We start from the raw sequence: 17,982 nt of genomic DNA on the forward strand, positions 1-17,982 counted from the left end.
CTTAAGTGTTAAGATCGGGTCTGGCGTCGATGCGCCAGACCCGATTTTCATTGCAGGCCCCGCGAACATGTTCCAGCCCTCCCCCTGGCGCGCCGATTTCCCCGCCATTGCCGCCCTGCAGCGCCAGCACCAGACCTACCTGGACAGCGCCGCCACTACTCAGAAGCCCCAAGCGCTGCTCGATGCCCTGAGCCATTACTATGGCCACGGCGCCGCCAATGTGCACCGCGCCCAACACTTGCCCGGCGCCCTGGCGACCCAGGCTTTCGAGGCAAGCCGCGACAAGGTCGCAGCTTGGATCAATGCCGCAGATTCGCGGCAGGTGATTTTCACCCATGGCGCCACGTCGGCCCTGAACCTGCTGGCCTACAGCCTGGAATACCGCTTCGAAGCCGGCGACGAGATTGCCATCAGCGCACTGGAGCACCATGCCAACCTGTTGCCCTGGCAGCAACTGGCCAGGCGGCGAGGCGTGCGCTTGGTAGTGCTGCCGCTGGACACACAGGGGCGTATAGACCTGGAACAGGCACTGCAGCTCATCGGGCCTCGCACCCGCCTGCTCGCGGTCAGCCAACTCTCCAACGTGCTAGGCACCTGGCAGCCCCTGCCCGCGTTGTTGGCCCACGCCCAGGCACAGGGCGCGTTGACCGTCGTCGATGGCGCTCAGGGTGTAGTCCATGGCCGCCATGATGTTCAAGCGCTGGGCTGCGACTTCTACGTATTCTCCAGCCACAAGTTGTATGGGCCCGATGGTGTCGGTGTGCTGTACGGCCGTAGCCGGGCACTGGAGCTGCTGCGTCACTGGCAGTTTGGCGGTGAAATGGTCCAGCTGGCCGATTACCAGAGCGCCAGTTTCCGCCCTGCGCCACTGGGTTTCGAAGCTGGCACACCACCGATCGCCGGGGTGGTCGGCCTGGGGGCGACCTTGGATTACCTGGCAAACCTCGATAGCCAGGCAGTCGCCGAACACGAAGCCAGCCTGCACCGGCACCTGCTGCGTGGTCTTGCCGACCGGGAAGGTGTGCGCGTGTTGGGCGCCCCCGAGGCCGCCCTGGCCAGCTTTGTCATCGAGGGCGTACATAACGCCGATATCGCCCATATGCTCACCGAGCAAGGTATCGCCGTGCGCGCCGGCCATCACTGCGCCATGCCCCTGCTCAAGGGGCTGGGGCTGGAGGGCGCGATACGGGTATCGCTGGGCCTGTACAACGACAGTGACGATTTGCAGCGGTTCTTCGAAGCGCTGGATCAGGGCTTGGAGCTGTTGCGATGAGCTTGCCGCTACAGGCCCAGGAAGCACTGGCCAGTTTCGACCAGGCCCGTGGTTGGGAGCAGCGGGCACGCTTGCTGATGCAATGGGGCGATCGCCTGGAACCGCTGACCGAGGCGGAAAAAGTCGAGGCCAATCGCGTACATGGCTGCCAGAGCCTGGTCTGGCTGGTGGCCAAGCAGGTTGATCAGGTGTGGCAGTTCAAAGCGTCAAGCGATGCTCGCCTGCTGCGAGGGCTGCTGGCCTTGTTGTTGGTGAGGGTGCAAGGCTTGCCCAGCGAAGCGTTGGCTCGCCTCGATTTGCGGCAGTGGTTCACTCAGTTGGGCCTGGAGCGCCAACTGTCGCCCTCGCGCAGCAATGGTTTACATGCAGTGTTGCAGCGGATGGCGGAGTTGACGTCGGGCCTCTAGATCGGCGCTGTGGCCATCGCGGGTGAATCGGCTCCCACAGGCTCGTGCACTACGCCCAAAAGGTTGGGCTGTCGTGAGAGCGGATTTACCCACGAATCAAGCGCCGAGTCTATTCAGGCTTGATCCGTTCCGAGGGCCGCCGCGCGCCTGCCACCAGCTTCTCAATCGCCTTGCTCGCCGCCACCATGCCGAACGTCGCGGTCACCATCATCACCGCCCCAAAGCCGCCTGCACAGTCCAACCGCACACCCTCGCCCACGAAGCTCTTCTGCAGGCAGACACTGCCATCGCCCTTCGGATAGCGCAGCTGCTCACTGGAAAATACGCATGGCACACCATAGTTGCGGCTGGTGTTGCGCGAGAAGTTGTAGTCCCGTCGCAGGGTCGAGCGCACCCGCGAAGCCAGCGGGTCGTTGAAGGTCTTGTTAAGGTCGCCCACCTGGACCTGTGTTGGGTCGATCTGCCCACCCGCGCCGCCAGTGGTGACGATCGCGATCTTGCGCCGCCGACACCAGGCAATCAGCGCGGCCTTGGCCATCACACTGTCGATGCAGTCGATCACCGCATCCATGTGCTCGGTGATGTACTCAGCCATGGTTTCGCGAGTCACGAAATCCGCCACAGCATGCACGTTGATCGCCGGGTTGATCGCGCGCAGGCGCTCAGCCATGACCTCGACCTTGGGGCGCCCTACCTGGCCCTCCAGAGCGTGCGCCTGGCGGTTGGTGTTGCTCACGCACACATCGTCCAGGTCGAACAGGGTTATTTCACCCACACCACTGCGCGCCAACGCTTCCGCCGCCCACGAGCCAACCCCGCCAATTCCGACCACTGCCACATGGGCGCGGCTCAACCGCTGCAGGCCTGCATCGCCGTACAGGCGGGCAACGCCGGCGAAGCGTGGACTTTCTGTGCTCATGTCGATACCCCTGGGCTCTGACGCAAAAAACGGCGCGCATTATAGGCCAGTGGCCGCAATCACCTCCAATGTTAGAAAAAATCCTACCATTACTGCTTTAATGTCCTACCACTCAGACAGAAACGGACCACAATGTCATCACGCAAATTCGGCCTCAACCTTGTGGTGGTCCTGGCCATCGCCGCGCTGTTCACCGGCTTCTGGGCACTGATCAATCGTCCTGTGTCGGCCCCTGCCTGGCCAGAACAGATCTCTGGCTTCTCGTATTCGCCGTTCCGCTTGGGCGAAAGCCCGCAAAAGGGCCAGTACCCAAGCGAGGACGAGATGCGTCAGGACCTGGAGCAGCTGAACAAGCTCACTGACAACATCCGTATCTACACCGTCCAGGGCACCCAGGCCGAAGTCCCGCGGCTTGCCGAAGAGTTGGGCCTGCGGGTCACCTTGGGCATCTGGATCAGCAATGACCAGGAGCGCAACGAGCGCGAAATCGAAAAAGGCATCGAACTGGCCAACCACTCGCGCAGCGTAGTGCGAGTAGTCGTCGGCAACGAAGCGCTGTTTCGCGAAGAGGTCACCGCCGAGCAGCTGATCAAGTACCTCGATCGGGTGCGGGCCGCCGTCAAGGTGCCAGTCACCACCAGCGAACAGTGGCACATCTGGAAGGAACACCCGGAACTTGCCAAGCACGTCGACCTGATCGCCGCACACATCCTGCCGTACTGGGAGTTCGTGCCGATGAAAGACTCGGTGCAGTTCGTGCTGGACCGTGCCCGCGAGCTGCGCCAGCAGTTCTCGCACAAGCCATTGCTGCTGTCGGAAGTCGGCTGGCCCAGCAATGGCCGGATGCGTGGAGGCGCCGATGCCTCCCAGGCCGACCAGGCCATCTATCTGCGTACACTGGTCAACACCCTCAACCGGCGTGGCTACAACTATTTCGTCATCGAAGCCTACGACCAACCCTGGAAAGCCAACGACGAAGGCTCGGTGGGCGCTTATTGGGGGGTGTTCAACGCCGAGCGCCAGCAGAAATTCAATTTCGAGGGGCCGGTAGTCGCCATTCCACAGTGGCGAGCCCTGGCGGTGGCTTCAGTGGTGCTGGCCATGATCGCCTTGGCTGTGCTGCTGATCGACGGCTCGGCACTGCGCCAGCGCGGCCGCACCTTCCTGACGTTCATCACCTTCCTGTGTGGGTCGGTGCTGGTGTGGATCGCCTATGACTACAGCCAGCAATACAGCACTTGGTTCAGCCTCACCGTCGGGGTGCTGCTGGCACTCGGCGCGCTGGGCGTGTTCATCGTGCTGATGACCGAAGCACACGAGCTGGCCGAGGCGGTCTGGACCCTCAAACGCCGGCGCGAATTCCTGCCGGTACAGGGCGACAGTGCTTACCGGCCGAAAGTGTCGGTGCACGTGCCCTGTTACAACGAGCCGCCGGAGATGGTCAAGCAAACCCTCGATGCCCTCGCTGCGCTGGATTATCCGGACTATGAAGTGCTGGTGATCGACAACAACACCAAAGACCCCGCCGTATGGGAGCCGCTCAAGGCCCACTGCGAAAAGCTTGGCGAGCGTTTCAAGTTCTTCCACGTAGCACCTTTGGCCGGTTTCAAGGGCGGTGCGTTGAACTATCTGCTCCCGCACACCGCCAAGGACGCCGAAGTCATCGCGGTGATCGATTCGGACTACTGCGTGGACCGCAACTGGCTCAAGCACATGGTGCCGCACTTCGCTGACCCGAAAATCGCCGTTGTCCAGTCGCCTCAGGACTACCGAGACCAGCACGAGAGCGCTTTCAAGAAGCTTTGCTACAGCGAATACAAAGGCTTCTTCCACATCGGTATGGTCACCCGCAATGACCGCGACGCGATCATCCAGCATGGCACCATGACCATGACCCGGCGCAGCGTGTTGCAAGAGTTGGGCTGGGCCGAATGGTGCATCTGCGAGGACGCCGAGCTGGGCCTGCGTGTGTTCGAGAAGGGCCTGTCGGCGGCCTATGCGCACAACAGCTATGGCAAAGGCCTGATGCCCGATACCTTCATCGACTTCAAGAAGCAGCGCTTCCGCTGGGCCTACGGTGCCATCCAGATCATCAAGCATCACGCCGCAGCCCTGCTGCGCGGCAAGGGCAGCGAGCTCACCCGCGGTCAGCGTTACCACTTCCTGGCCGGCTGGCTGCCGTGGATTGCCGATGGCATGAATATCTTCTTCACGGTCGGTGCGCTGCTGTGGTCGGCTGCGATGATCATCGTGCCACACCGGGTCGACCCGCCACTGATGATCTTCGCCATTCCACCGCTGGCGCTGTTCTTCTTCAAGGTCGGCAAGATCATCTTCCTCTACCGCCGTGCGGTGGGGGTGAACATGAAGGATGCGTTCGCTGCGGCATTGGCGGGGCTGGCTCTGTCGCACACCATCGCCAAAGCGGTGCTGTACGGGTTCTTCACCAGTAGCATGCCGTTCTTCCGGACGCCGAAGAATGCCGACAGCCATGGCTTGTTGGTGGCGATTTCCGAAGCGCGCGAGGAGTTGTTCATCATGCTGCTGTTGTGGGGCGCGGCGGCCGGGATCTATCTGGTGCAGGGGCTGCCGAGTTCGGACATGCGATTCTGGGTGGCGATGCTGCTGGTGCAGTCGCTGCCCTACGTGGCGGCATTGGTGATGGCCTTTCTCTCGTCGCTCCCCAAGCCTGCAGAAAAAGCCGCTGAGCCGCAGCAGGCCTGAGGCTACCAGGGCTGCTTGGCAGCCCTTCGCAGCACAAGGCCACGTCTGCAGCCAGTCGCGTGGCCTTGTTAGAAGCACGCTTGTGCCGCGAATGGGCCGCAACGCGGCCCCACCGGATCGTCTGTTTGATATAAGATAACGCCCCTCAGATATTCCCGCCTTGCCTGCCCCGGAGTTCCCCATGACGGCCCCTGCCGAGCTCTCGCCTACCCTTCAACTGGCCTGCGACCTGATCCGTCGCCCCTCGGTCACACCCGTCGATGCCGATTGCCAGGCCCAGATGATGAGCCGCCTGGGCGCCGTGGGCTTCCAGCTCGAGCCGATGCGCATCGAAGACGTCGACAACTTCTGGGCTACCCACGGCAGCCAGGATGGCCCGGTACTGTGCTTTGCCGGCCACACCGATGTGGTGCCCACCGGCCCGGTACAACAATGGCAGCATGAGCCGTTCGAAGCGCTGATCGACGCTGACGGCATGCTCTGTGGCCGGGGGGCGGCCGATATGAAAGGCAGCCTGGCGTCGATGGTGATCGCCAGCGAGCGCTTCGTGCAGGACTACCCTGACCACCGTGGCAAGGTCGCCTTCCTGATCACCAGCGACGAGGAAGGCCCAGCCCACCATGGCACCAAAGCGGTGGTCGAACGCTTGAAAGCGCGCAACGAGCGCCTGGACTGGTGCATCGTTGGCGAACCATCGAGCACCACCTTGCTCGGTGACGTGGTCAAGAACGGCCGCCGTGGCTCGCTGGGCGCCAAGCTGACCGTACGTGGCAAACAAGGCCATGTGGCCTACCCGCACCTGGCCCGCAACCCAATCCATTTGGCTGCACCGGCCCTCGCGGAACTGGCCGCAGAACACTGGGACGAAGGCAACGCGTTTTTCCCGCCGACCAGTTTCCAGATCTCCAACCTCAACGCAGGCACCGGCGCCACTAACGTGGTCCCGGGCGAGTTGACCGCGCTGTTCAACTTCCGCTTCTCCACCGAGTCGACCGTCGAAGGCCTGCAATCGCGGGTGTCGGCGATTCTCGACAAACACCAGCTTGATTGGTCGATCGATTGGGCACTGTCGGGCCTGCCGTTCCTCACCGAACCTGGCGAACTGCTCGATGCGGTGTCGGCCAGCATCAAGGGCGTCACCGGCCGCGACACCCAACCCTCGACCAGCGGCGGCACCTCCGATGGTCGCTTCATTGCCACCATGGGCACCCAGGTGGTCGAAATCGGCCCGGTCAACGCCACCATCCACCAGGTGGATGAGCGGATCCTGGCCAGCGATCTCGACCTGCTGACCGAAATCTACTACCAGACCCTGGTCCGGTTGCTCGCCTGATGCTCGCCTGCCCACTCTGCCAGGCGCCCCTCTCGCAGCTCGACAATGGGGTAGTCTGCCCTGCCGGCCACCGTTTCGATCGGGCGCGCCAGGGTTACCTGAACCTGCTGCCGGTGCAGCACAAAAACAGCCGTGACCCTGGCGACAACCAGGCCATGGTGCAGGCCCGCCGCGATTTCCTCGATGCCGGCCACTACGCCCCAGTGGCCCGGCGCCTGGCGCAGCTTGCCGCCGAGCGCCAACCGGGCGCCTGGCTGGATATCGGTTGTGGGGAGGGCTATTACACCGCCCAGATCGCCGATGCGTTGCCTGCTAGCGCTGGATATGCCCTGGATATCTCCCGCGAGGCAGTCAAACGCGCTTGTCGCCGTGCTCCGAACGTCACCTGGATGGTCGCCAGCATGGCACGTGTGCCATTGGCCGATGAAAGCTGCCAGTTCATCGCCAGCGTGTTCAGCCCCCTGGACTGGGGCGAGGCCAAGCGCCTGCTCAGCCCAGGGGGCGGCCTGATGCGGGTCGGCCCGACCAGCGGCCACCTGATGGAGTTGCGTGAAGTACTCTACGATGAAGTGCGCCACTATGCCGACGACAAGCACCTGGCACTGGTGCCCGAGGGCATGGCCCACGCCCATAGCGAAATCCTCGAATTTCGCCTGAGCCTGGCCCTGCCCAAGGCACGTGCCGACCTGCTGGCGATGACCCCGCACGGCTGGCGCGCCAGCGCCGAAAAGCGCGCGCGAGTGATCGACCAGCCCGAGCCTTTCGCGGTCACGGTTTCCATGCGTTATGACTATTTCGTGCGCCAGCACTGAGCACACCCGGAGCCCCTATGCGCCAACCTGATATCGAGATCTACCTGAAGGACGCCGACGTCGACCACCAGCAGATCGCTCAGTGGCTCAGCGAAGCCATCGGCCCATGCAGCCAATGGAAGCAAAAAGGCCAGACCTTCAAATGCCAGGCCGGTAACATTCCGGTCACTTGGTTACCCAAAGCTGTGGGGAAATGGAACAGCCTGTACCTGGAAAGCGATCAGACGCCATGGGCCGATGATGTGGCCTGCGCTCGAGCGGCATTCGCGGCACTGAACGTCGAAGTGCGTTGTGCGCCGGGTGGCTGGGTGGAGGAAGACGGTGAAGAAGATGCCGATCGCTGGATCCGCATCAGCGCCGACGGTGAAGAAGAAATCACCTGGCGCACCTCCTGAGCAACGGGCGTCAGAAGCGTATGCATCAGGCTGCAAGTACACGGTCACCTGCAGCTTGAAGCTTACCGATCAAGGCTTGAACAGAGGCTCAGAGCCCGACTACGTCTTCGGCTTGCAGGCCTTTCTGGCCCTGCACGCAGGCGTATTCCACCCGCTGCCCTTCGACCAGGGTACGATGCCCCTCACCGCGGATCGCCCGATAGTGGACGAAAACATCCGCACCACCTTCACGCTGAATGAAGCCATAACCTTTGGCATCGTTGAACCACTTAACATTCCCAGTCTCACGAGACGACATCTGAACTACTCCGGATTTTTATTGTGAAGATCGCCTTGTAGACACAGGGTGTCCTCCCTATGTCGACGCCGCTTGCCGAAATCTCTTGCAAGCGGCAGGCCGAGTATATGACACGGCACAAAAAAATTTCATGACTGTCGTGCTATTTACCGAATTTTGCTGAACTTACGCCGATACGGCAGACTAACTGGCTGTCTATTCTCAGAAATTCATGCCCAGGGCACTCACCCATGACCCGTTCCCCTTTGCGCCGTCTGATTTTCGGCGCTCTGCGTCGCCTGATGTACCTGTGGGTGCGCTCCGAGACCATCAACCAGTCCTCCCTCACCCTGCAACTGGACCGCAGCCGCCCTGTGTTCTACGCGCTGCCGTCACCGTCGCTCACTGATCTGGTGGTGGTCGACCGGGAATGCACCAAAGCAGGGCTGCCGCGCCCGGTGCTGCCTGTCGCCGTCGGCCCGCTGCATGAGCCTGCCGCCTTCTTCTACCTAACGCCAGACCCAGACTGGCTTGGCCGCCAAGACAAGCGTGGTGCCCCGCCGACCCTGGAGCGCCTGGTGGCAGCCATCAGCCAGCATGCCGAGGAAGATGCGCAGATCATCCCGGTGAGCGTGTTCTGGGGCCAGACCCCTGCCAGTGAAAACAGCCCGTGGAAATTGCTGTTCGCCGACAGCTGGGCAGTGACCGGGCGCCTGCGCCGGCTGCTGACGGTATTGATTCTTGGCCGCAAGACCCGCGTCCAGTTCTCGGCACCGATCCACCTGCGCGAACTGGTGCAGCACAACAAGGGCCACGAGCGCACCGTGCGCATGGCCCAGCGCCTGATGCGCGTGCATTTTCGCAACCTCAAGAGTGCCGTCATCGGCCCCGATATCTCGCACCGGCGCAACCTGGTCAAGGGCCTGGTGCATGCGCCCCTGGTGCGCCAGGCAATTGCCGAAGAGGCTCAGCGCGAGAACCTGCCACTGGCCAAGGCCGAGGCTCTGGCGCTGCGCTACGGCAACGAAATCGCCTCGGACTACACCTACACTGCCATCCGCTTTCTTGAAGTTGTGCTCAGCTGGTTCTGGCACAAGATCTACGACGGCATCAAGGTCAACCACATCGAACAGGTGCAGGGCATCGCCCCCGGCCATGAAGTGATCTACGTGCCCTGCCACCGCAGCCACATCGACTACCTGCTGCTGTCTTACCTGTTGTTCCGCAACGGCCTGACACCCCCGCACATCGCCGCCGGCATCAACCTCAACATGCCGGTGATCGGCGGCCTGCTGCGCCGTGGCGGTGCTTTCTTCATGCGTCGTACGTTCAAGGGCAACCCGCTGTACACCGCGGTGTTCAACGAGTACCTGCACACCCTGTTCACCAAGGGCTTCCCGGTCGAGTACTTCGTCGAAGGCGGTCGCTCGCGCACTGGGCGCATGCTGCAGCCACGCACCGGAATGCTGGCGATCACCCTGCGCAGCTTTCTGCGCTCATCGCGCACGCCAATCGTGTTCGTACCGGTCTACATCGGCTACGAGCGGGTACTGGAAGGCCGCACCTACTTGGGCGAACTGCGTGGGGCGAGCAAGAAGAAAGAGTCGATCTTCGACATCTTCAAGGTCATCGGTGCGCTGAAGCAGCGTTTTGGCCAGGTGTCGGTCAACTTCGGCGAGCCGATCCGCCTGGCTGCCTTCCTCGACCAGCAGCAACCCGGCTGGCGGGAGCAAGACCTGGGTCCGCAGTTCCGCCCGGCCTGGTTGAACGAAACCACCACCCGCCTGGGCGAAACCGTGGCTCGCCACCTCAACGGGGCGGCGGCAGTCAACCCGGTCAACCTGGTCGCTCTGGCTTTGCTGTCCACCAGCCGCCTGGCGCTGGACGAACGTGCCCTGGTGCGGGTACTGGACCTGTACCTGGCGCTGCTGCGCCAGGTGCCCTATTCCGAGCACACCACACTACCTGAAGGTGACGGCCAGGCATTGATCGAGCACGTGCGTGGCATGGACCTGCTGGCCGAACAGAAGGACGCCATGGGGCGCATCCTTTATCTGGATGAAGCCAACGCGGTACTGATGACCTACTACCGCAACAACGTCCTGCACATCTTCGCCCTGCCCGCACTGCTGGCGAGCTTCTTCCTCAGTAGCTCGCGCATGAGCCGCGCGCTGCTTGGGCAATATGTGCGTGCGCTGTACCCGTACCTGCAAGCCGAGCTGTTCCTGCGCTGGCCGCCTGAGCAACTGGACGAAGTGATCGACCAGTGGCTGGCAGCACTGGTGGATCAGGGCCTGCTGCGCCAGGACAATGACCTGTTCATGCGCCCGGCCCCGAGTTCTCGCCAATTCGTGCTGCTGACGTTGCTAGCGCGCAGCATCACCCAGACCTTGCAGCGTTTCTACATGGCGACCTCGCTGTTGCTCAACAGTGGCCAGAACACCCTGAGCGCCGAGGCACTGGAAGACCTGTGCGTGATGATGGCCCAGCGCCTGTCGATTCTGCATGGCCTCAACGCCCCGGAGTTCTTCGACAAGACCCTGTTCCGGCACTTCATCCACACCTTGATCGAGCAGCGCGTGCTGCGCCCTGACAGCAGTGGCAAGCTGGGGTACCACGACAAACTGGGCGAGCTGGCCGAAGGGGTGGCCAAGCGCGTGTTGTCGGCAGAACTGCGCCTGTCGATTCGGCAGGTTGCACTGCACGGCGATGATGCATTGACCAGGGCTGCCATCTGAAGCCCCCGCCTGCGCGGAAAATCCGTTAAAGTCCTTGGCGTTGGCCACAAGCCAGCGCCAAGGACACCGGAGATTCCATGAAAAAGCTCTTTATGCTGTGCTGTGCATCCCTGCTCGCAGCCTGTTCCAGCCCAACACCTTCCAACCAGGCCAGCCTGGACGGTGAAGTCTTCTACCTACAGCGCATCGCCCTGCCACCGGCTGCCACCTTGAGCGTTACACTGCAGGATGTCTCGCTGATGGATGCCCCTGCCGTGACCCTGGCCCGCCAGGCCGGCCCGGTCAAAGGCAACGTACCGCTGCCCTTCCACCTCACTTACGATGCCGCCCAAGTCAAACCTGGCCACCGCTATGCGCTCAGCGCGCGGATCGAGCTGGACGGTCAACTGCTGTTCATCAACACCCAACAACACAGCGTCGCGCTCGACGGCAGTGACCAGCAGCCGGTTCGTGTCAAAGTCGACCCGGTGCGTTGAGCATTCTCCTTTAATCGATAAGGAAATACCCATGATTCGCGCCTCCTTGCGCTTGACTACCCTATGCGCCGGCTTGTTGTTGTCGGCCAGCGCCCTGGCGCTGTCGCTCGGCGACCTCAGCCAGTCCGATGCCACCGGCGGCCTGAAAGACGCACTTACCCAAGGTGCGCAGATTGCCGTCAAGCAACTGAGCACGCCAGGCGGCTTCAGCAACAACCCCGATGTACGCATCGAACTGCCGGGCAACCTTGGCAAGGCCGCCAAGGCCATGAAGATGTTCGGTAAAGGCGACCAGGTCGAAGCCCTTGAAGCCGGCATGAACAAGGCTGCCGAGGCCGCCGTGCCGCAGGCCCAGGCCATTTTGGTGGATGCCGTGAAGAAAATGAGCGTCACCGACGCCAAGGGCATCCTCAGCGGCGGTGAGGACTCAGCCACCCAGTATCTGAACAAGAGCAGCCGCGAACAGATTCGTGCCAAGTTCCTGCCGATCGTCAAGCAGGCCACCGACAAGGTCGGCGTGGCTCAGCAGTACAATGCCTTCGCCGGCCAGGCCAAAGGCCTGGGGCTGATCAAAAATGACGCCAACATCGAGAACTACGTGACCGAAAAGGCCCTGGACGGGCTGTTCGAGATGATTGCCAAACAGGAACAGAGTATCCGCCAGAACCCAGCCCAGGCCGCTACAAGCCTTGCCAAGAAAGTGTTCGGCGCCCTGTGACAACCCAGGGGGGCTGTGTGCCCCCCGTGCACTTCAGCCCTCCTTGACCCTGAACCACGCCGCATACAATGCCGGCAGGAATAACAGGGTCAACGTCGTGGCGACGATCAACCCACCCATTATCGCCACCGCCATCGGCCCGTAGAAGACACTGCGTGACAACGGGATCATCGCCAGCACTGCCGCCAGCGCCGTCAGCACGATCGGCCGGAAGCGCCGCACCGTGGCCTCGATGATCGCCTGCCAACGGTCCAGCCCCGAGGCGATATCCTGCTCGATCTGGTCGACCAGAATCACCGAGTTGCGCATGATCATCCCCGCCAGGGCAATGGTGCCGAGCATGGCGACGAAGCCGAACGGTTGGCGGAACACCAGCAGGAACACAGTGACGCCAATCAGCCCCAGCGGTGCGGTAAGGAACACCATCACCGTGCGCGAAAAGCTGCGCAACTGGACCATAAGCAGGCTCAGCACCACCACGATGAACAGGGGCATGCCGGCGTTCACCGATTTCTGCCCGCGTTCGGCGTCCTCGACCGTACCTCCGACTTCCAGCAGGTAGCCATCGGGCAGCTTGGCCCTGATTGACTGCAGGGTCGGCAGTATCTGCTTGACCAGGGTGGCAGGCTGCTGGTTGTCATAGATATCGGCGCGCACGGTCACCGCCGGCAAGCGGTTGCGGTGCCAGATGATGCCTTCCTCGAAGCCGTACTCCAACGTCGCGACCTGAGACAGCGCCACGCTCTGGCCATTGTTGGTTGGCAAGGCCAGGCTGGCGAGGTTACCCAGGTCGCCGCGCTCCCGGGCAGTACCGCGCAAGAGGATTTCGATCAGCTCATTGTCCTCACGGTACTGGCTGACGGTGGTGCCGGTCAGCGAACTCTGCAAGAAGCTCGACACCTGGGCCGTGCTCACGCCCAGGGCGCGAGCGCGGTCCTGGTCGATCTTCAGGAACACTGCCTTGCTCGGTTCTTCCCAGTCCAGGTGTACGTTGACCAGATGCGGGTTCTCGCGGACCTTTTCCGCCACTTCGCGGGCCAAGGCACGGGCCTGCTCGATATGTTCCCCGGTCACCCGGAACTGCACCGGGTAGCCCACCGGTGGGCCGTTTTCAAGACGTGTGACACGGGCGCGCACGTCAGGGAACTGCTGCTCGACAGTGCCGATCAACCAACTGCGCAAGCGCTCACGTTCTTCGAGCGAGCTGGCCAGAACGACGAACTGGGCGAAGCTGGCGGCCGGCAGTTGCTGGTCCAGCGGCAGATAGAAGCGTGGCGAGCCTGAACCTACATAAGCCACGTAGTTTTCGATGCCGTCCTGTTGCTTGAGCAACGCTTCGAGTTGCTTGACCCGCTCGGCGGTATTGGCCAGCGAGGCACCTTCGGCAAGCTTCAAATCCACTAACAGTTCAGGTCGCCCTGAGGCCGGGAAGAACTGCTGAGGCACGAAGCGGAACAGCAAGATGCTGCCGACGAAGGCGGCAATGGTCAGCACGATCACCGTCTTGCGCCGCCGCACGCACCACTCCACCACCCGCCGAACCCGTTGATAGAACGGCGTGGCATAGGGGTCGGGAGCATGCCCGTGCTTGTCATGGCGCGCAGCGTGCAGCTTGGCCAAGTCTGGCAGTAGCCGTTCGCCCAGGTAAGGTACGAAGAGCACCGCAGCTACCCATGAGGTTAGCAGTGCGATGGTCACTACCTGGAAGATCGACCGGGTGTATTCGCCGGTGCTGGAAGCCGCCGTGGCGATCGGCAAAAAGCCCGCTGCGGTGATCAAGGTACCGGTGAGCATAGGGAAAGCCGTGCTTGTCCAGGCATAGCTGGCTGCCTTGAGGCGATCGAAGCCCTGCTCCATCTTGATCGCCATCATTTCCACAGCAATGATCGCATCGTCCACCAGCAGGCCCAGCGCCAACACCAGCGCACCGAGCGAGATCTTGTGCAAGCCGATGCCAAAATAGTGCATGGCGGCGAAGGTCATGGCCAACACCAGGGGAATCGCCAGGGCCACCACCAGGCCGGTACGCAGGCCGAGAGAGAAGAAGCTCACCAACAGCACGATCACCAGCGCCTCGACCAGCACCTGTACGAATTCGCCGACCCCGGCCTTGACCGCGGCGGGCTGGTCCGACACTTTGCGCAGTTCCATGCCTGCTGGCAGGTTGCGCGCCAGGCGCTCGAACTCGCCCTCCAGCGCTTGGCCCAGCACCAGAATATCGCCGCCATCTTTCATCGACACCGCCAGACCAATGGCGTCCTCGCCCATGAAGCGCATGCGTGGGGCTGGCGGGTCGTTGAAGCCGCGGTGCACGTCAGCCACATCGCCTATACGAAAGGTGCGATCACCCACCCGCACAGGGAACTGACGTATCTGGTCAACACTGTCGAAGCGCCCGCTCACACGCAGCTGCAGGCGTTCACTGGGGGTTTCGAAAAACCCTGCAGTGCTCACCGCGTTCTGCTCGCGCAACGCCTGCTGGACCGCCTCCAAGGGCACACCCAGGGTCGCCAGCTTGAGGTTGGACAGCTCGATCCAGACCTTCTCGTCCTGCAAGCCGACCAGCTCGACCTTGCCTACATCCTTGACCCGCTGCAGCTGGATCTGCACCCGCTCGGCGTAGTCCTTGAGCACCGCGTAGTCGAAACCCGCGCCCGTCAGGGCGTAGATATTGCCGAAGGTGGTACCGAACTCGTCATTGAAGAATGGCCCCTGGACCTCCGGTGGCAAGGTATGGCGGATATCCGAAACCTTCTTGCGAATCTGGTACCACAACTCGGGGATATCCTTGGAGTGCAGCGAGTCGCGGGCCATGAAGGTGACTTGGGACTCACCGGGCCGCGAGAACGAGACGATCCTTTCGTACTCGCCCGTCTCCATCAACTTCTTTTCGATACGCTCGGTAACCTGGCGCGATACTTCCTCTGCCGTAGCACCCGGCCAGAGGGTACGAATGACCATGGCTTTGAAAGTGAATGGCGGATCTTCGCTTTGCCCAAGTTTTGTGTAGGAGACGGCGCCAACGGCAGCCAGCAGAATCATCAGAAAAAGGACGATCTGGCGATTACGCAGCGCCCAGGCAGATAGATTGAAACCCATCGGGACTTACTCCTTGGCCGTCAGGTTCACTAGGCGATTGGTTCGGTCCACGGGGCGTATTTCCTGGCCCTCGCGCAGTACATGGCCCCCTGCAGCGACCACCCAGTCATTGGGGCCGAGGCCTTCGAGCACCGGCACGCTTTCGCTGCCATAAGCACCCAGGCGCACCACCGCGCGCTCCAGGCGGCTGTCCTGGTTGACCCGCCATACGTAGGCCTGGCCGTTTTGCGCGGTGACCGCCGAGAGCGGCACCGCGAGTGCTATCACGCCCTCATGGGCAACGAACACCCGCGCGCTCTGCCCGAGCTCGGCAGGCACCTTGGCGGACGAAAAAGCGATGCGTGCAGCGAAGGTGCGCGAACGCGGGTCGGCTGAGGGTGAAAGCTCGCGAATACGCCCTGGGAACCGCTCACCAGGGCGCGACCACAGTTCCACGCTGACGGGCTGGCCTACGGCAAAACCTGCAAACTGTTGTTCCGGCAGCGCAATGGCCACTTCGCGCTCACCGTCAGCGGCAAGGGTGAATACCGTTTGCCCGGCAGCGACCACCTGCCCCACTTCAACCTGACGCTGGGCGATCACGCCCGCCTGCGGTGCACGCAACACCGCGTATTGAGCCTGGTTGCCGGCCACGTCGTATTCGGCCTTGGCCTGCTTGAGGCGGGCAAGGCCGGCGCGATAAAGGTTTTCCGCGTTGTCATACTGGGAATGGCTGACCATCTGCCGATCCCGCAGCTTCAGGTAGCGGTCACGCTCGGTACGTACCAGCGACAGGTTGGCCTGAGCGGCTGCCAGTTGAGCACGGCTGGCCTCAAGTTGCAGGCGCACATCCTGTGGGTCGAGCTCAGCCAAAGGCTGATCGGCCTTGACCCGCTGCCCCTCCTCCACCAAGCGCTTGCTGACTTTGCCGCCAATGCGAAAAGCCAGCGCCGGCTCCAGCCGCGCGCGCACTTCGCCAGGATAACTGTCGGCAACGGCGGCGGCAGCGTGCGGCTGGACCACCAGCGCCGGGCGTGGTGCAGCAGGCGCGGCGGCTTCCTGGCCGCACGCCGCGAGCAACAGCGCAGCAACTGCGGGCAGAGCAAGTGACAGGACTTGGCGCAACATGGGAAATCCTTTCGCGGGTACGTATTGGAATATTTATACTGGCGAGTATATTAAATCAGGGAACCGAGGCCGGGAAGCCGACGTCGGAAAGAAAATCGACATTAACGACGGTCACGAGCTACAGCCGCAAGACGTCTGAGCCGGTAAGATGGTCGCCCCTTCAACCAGATGCGGATCCCAATGTCCAACGACGCACCCAACGGCCCGGGCAGGCCCAAGGACCTGGCCAAGCGCGAGGCCATCCTCGAAGCTGCCAAGGCCCTGTTCCTCAGCCTTGGCTATGCCAACACCAGCATGGATGCGGTCGCTGCGGCGGCAGGTGTTTCAAAACTCACGGTCTACAGCCACTTCACCGACAAGCAGACGCTGTTTGGCTCGGCGGTCATGGCGACCTGCCAGAACCAGTTGCCCGACCTGATATTCGAATACCCCGCCGGCGCCCCTGTGCAGGAGGTGCTGCTCAATATCGGGCGCAATTTCCAAGCGCTGATCTGCAGCGACGAAGCAGTCAAGCTCAGCCGCCTGATCATCGCGCTGGGCAGCCAGGACCCAGCCTTCGGTCAGTTTTTCTACGAGGCGGGGCCCAAACGGGTGCTAGCAGGTATGGAGGCGCTGCTGCGCGAGATCGACGAACGCGGCTTGCTGCGCATCGCTAACCCGTTACAGGCCGCCGAGCACTTTTTCTGCCTTATCAAAGGCGCGCCGGATTATCGTTTGCTGCTGGGATGTGCGGGGCCGCTGGAGGGCGACGAGGCCGAGGCCCATGTACGTGAGGTGGTCGGGTTGTTCATCCGGGCTTTCGAAGCCTGAGTCATGCTGAACCGGCCTTTGCCGGCTGACGTTGCTACAGGGCTCGTGTAGCTGCGACTTCAGCCGCGCATAGGCCGGTTCAGGCGGTCACGCCTTCAACGCTTTTTTCGGATAGATGTCATACCGACTCGACTTGCCTTCCAGGCTATGGCTCGGCTTGGGCCCTTCGATGATCGGTGCTTTGCGCGGGCGCTTGACCACTACTCGGTGGCTGGCCAGCGCCAAGGCTGCCTCGAGCAGGGCCGGGGCATCCAGGTCATCACCCACCAGCGGTCGGAAGACTCGCATCTCCTTTTTCACCAAGGCGCTCTTGTCACGGTGCGGGAACATCGGGTCAAGGTAGATCACCTGCGGCGCCTCCCCTTCCCAGGCGCGCATCTGCTCGATGGCATTGCCGGTCAACAGACGCATGCGGGCCACGATGGCGCCGACCTGTTCATCGCCCCGGGCCCGCGCCAGGCCGTCTTCAAGCAGCGCTGCGATCAATGGCTGGCGCTCGATCAGGGTCATCTGGCAGCCCAGGCTGGCCAGCACGAATGCGTCCTTGCCAAGGCCTGCGGTAGCGTCCAGCACCTGCGGCCGCACACCTTGGGCAATACCAACGGCCTTGGCGATCATCTGCCCGTTGCCACCGCCGAACAGCCGCCGGTGCGCCGCTTGCCCCTCGACGAAGTCGACCCGCACCGGCCCTGGCGCCTGCGGCCCCAATTGCTGGATCTGCAAGCCCTCAGCGCCCACCTGTACCGCGAATTCGGCACGCTCGTCCTCCAGCGGCAAACCCAGGCGCGCGGCCCAACTGGCCGCCTGGGCAGCGTACTGCGGCGCCAGCGCCTCAACCCTAAGTCCTGTGCCCTGCTCCTGCTCTTGCATTTCAACCTGCACTCGAAAAATGTA

15 protein-coding genes are annotated in these 17,982 nt (G+C 62.6%); 10 read left to right on the forward strand and 5 right to left on the reverse strand.

All coding sequences use genetic code 11. The features are described from left to right. Window positions 1-67: 67 nt before the first annotated feature. Both HU725_RS17635 and HU725_RS17640 read left to right on the forward strand, forming a co-directional pair. Entirely contained in the window at window positions 68-1,273 is a 1,206-nt protein-coding gene (locus tag HU725_RS17635) for an aminotransferase class V-fold PLP-dependent enzyme (protein ID WP_186477786.1), read from the forward strand. Beyond that, window positions 1,270-1,680 (forward strand): SufE family protein, encoded by a 411-nt coding sequence (locus HU725_RS17640; protein ID WP_060478357.1) that lies wholly within the window; start codon window positions 1,270-1,272, stop codon window positions 1,678-1,680. The genes HU725_RS17635 and HU725_RS17640 overlap by 4 nt, the downstream gene beginning before the upstream one ends. 109 nt (window positions 1,681-1,789) lie before the next feature. Here the strand turns inward: HU725_RS17640 and tcdA are convergent, their stop codons facing one another. After that, window positions 1,790-2,599 carry a tRNA cyclic N6-threonylcarbamoyladenosine(37) synthase TcdA gene (tcdA, locus tag HU725_RS17645; protein WP_186477785.1) on the reverse strand — a complete coding sequence of 270 codons (810 nt, stop codon included), beginning with the start codon at window positions 2,597-2,599 and terminating at the stop codon, window positions 1,790-1,792. A gap of 132 nt (window positions 2,600-2,731) precedes the next feature. Between tcdA and HU725_RS17650 the strand changes: the two genes are divergently transcribed. The 4 genes from HU725_RS17650 to HU725_RS17665 all read left to right on the forward strand — a co-directional run bounded on the left by HU725_RS17650 (window position 2,732) and on the right by HU725_RS17665 (window position 7,863). Further along, window positions 2,732-5,323: a glycosyltransferase gene (locus HU725_RS17650; protein WP_060478359.1), complete on the forward strand. Its 2,592-nt coding sequence runs from the start codon at window positions 2,732-2,734 to the stop codon at window positions 5,321-5,323. A 181-nt stretch (window positions 5,324-5,504) separates the two neighbouring features. Then, window positions 5,505-6,656: a succinyl-diaminopimelate desuccinylase gene (gene dapE, locus HU725_RS17655; protein WP_186477784.1), complete on the forward strand. Its 1,152-nt coding sequence runs from the start codon at window positions 5,505-5,507 to the stop codon at window positions 6,654-6,656. Beyond that, entirely contained in the window at window positions 6,656-7,468 is an 813-nt protein-coding gene (locus HU725_RS17660; protein WP_186477783.1) for a putative RNA methyltransferase, read from the forward strand. Before dapE ends, HU725_RS17660 begins: the two co-directional genes overlap by 1 nt. 17 nt (window positions 7,469-7,485) lie before the next feature. Further along, complete coding sequence (locus HU725_RS17665) at window positions 7,486-7,863, forward strand: hypothetical protein (protein WP_060478362.1); 378 nt, start codon at window positions 7,486-7,488, stop codon at window positions 7,861-7,863. Between the two features lie 88 nt (window positions 7,864-7,951). Here HU725_RS17665 and HU725_RS17670 read toward each other — a convergent pair whose 3' ends face one another. Beyond that, window positions 7,952-8,161 (reverse strand): cold-shock protein, encoded by a 210-nt coding sequence (locus HU725_RS17670; protein WP_003252255.1) that lies wholly within the window; start codon window positions 8,159-8,161, stop codon window positions 7,952-7,954. Window positions 8,162-8,391: 230 nt separating this feature from the next. Between HU725_RS17670 and plsB the strand changes: the two genes are divergently transcribed. The 3 genes from plsB (at window position 8,392) to HU725_RS17685 (ending at window position 12,072) form a co-directional block, all read left to right on the forward strand. Continuing rightward, window positions 8,392-10,878 carry a glycerol-3-phosphate 1-O-acyltransferase PlsB gene (gene plsB, locus HU725_RS17675; protein WP_186477782.1) on the forward strand — a complete coding sequence of 829 codons (2,487 nt, stop codon included), beginning with the start codon at window positions 8,392-8,394 and terminating at the stop codon, window positions 10,876-10,878. Window positions 10,879-10,955: 77 nt separating this feature from the next. Then, window positions 10,956-11,354 (forward strand): YbaY family lipoprotein, encoded by a 399-nt coding sequence (locus HU725_RS17680; protein ID WP_186477781.1) that lies wholly within the window; start codon window positions 10,956-10,958, stop codon window positions 11,352-11,354. Window positions 11,355-11,385: 31 nt separating this feature from the next. Further along, window positions 11,386-12,072 (forward strand): DUF4197 domain-containing protein, encoded by a 687-nt coding sequence (locus HU725_RS17685; protein ID WP_060478365.1) that lies wholly within the window; start codon window positions 11,386-11,388, stop codon window positions 12,070-12,072. 33 nt (window positions 12,073-12,105) lie between these two features. On the opposite strand, the gene HU725_RS17690 is transcribed toward HU725_RS17685, so the two are convergent. Both HU725_RS17690 and HU725_RS17695 read right to left on the reverse strand, forming a co-directional pair. Then, window positions 12,106-15,171, reverse strand: coding sequence for an efflux RND transporter permease subunit (locus HU725_RS17690; RefSeq protein ID WP_186477780.1), 3,066 nt, complete (start codon window positions 15,169-15,171; stop codon window positions 12,106-12,108). 6 nt (window positions 15,172-15,177) lie between these two features. Continuing rightward, complete coding sequence (locus HU725_RS17695) at window positions 15,178-16,278, reverse strand: efflux RND transporter periplasmic adaptor subunit (protein WP_186477779.1); 1,101 nt, start codon at window positions 16,276-16,278, stop codon at window positions 15,178-15,180. 168 nt (window positions 16,279-16,446) lie between these two features. Between HU725_RS17695 and HU725_RS17700 the strand changes: the two genes are divergently transcribed. Continuing rightward, window positions 16,447-17,088, forward strand: a complete 642-nt coding sequence (locus tag HU725_RS17700) for a TetR/AcrR family transcriptional regulator (protein WP_186477778.1) — start codon at window positions 16,447-16,449, stop codon at window positions 17,086-17,088. 87 nt (window positions 17,089-17,175) lie between these two features. Here HU725_RS17700 and HU725_RS17705 read toward each other — a convergent pair whose 3' ends face one another. Next, complete coding sequence (locus HU725_RS17705; protein WP_186477777.1) at window positions 17,176-17,958, reverse strand: class I SAM-dependent methyltransferase; 783 nt, start codon at window positions 17,956-17,958, stop codon at window positions 17,176-17,178. Window positions 17,959-17,982: the final 24 nt, after the last annotated feature.

The organism is Pseudomonas promysalinigenes (assembly GCF_014269025.2).
Lineage (GTDB): Bacteria > Pseudomonadota > Gammaproteobacteria > Pseudomonadales > Pseudomonadaceae > Aquipseudomonas > Aquipseudomonas promysalinigenes.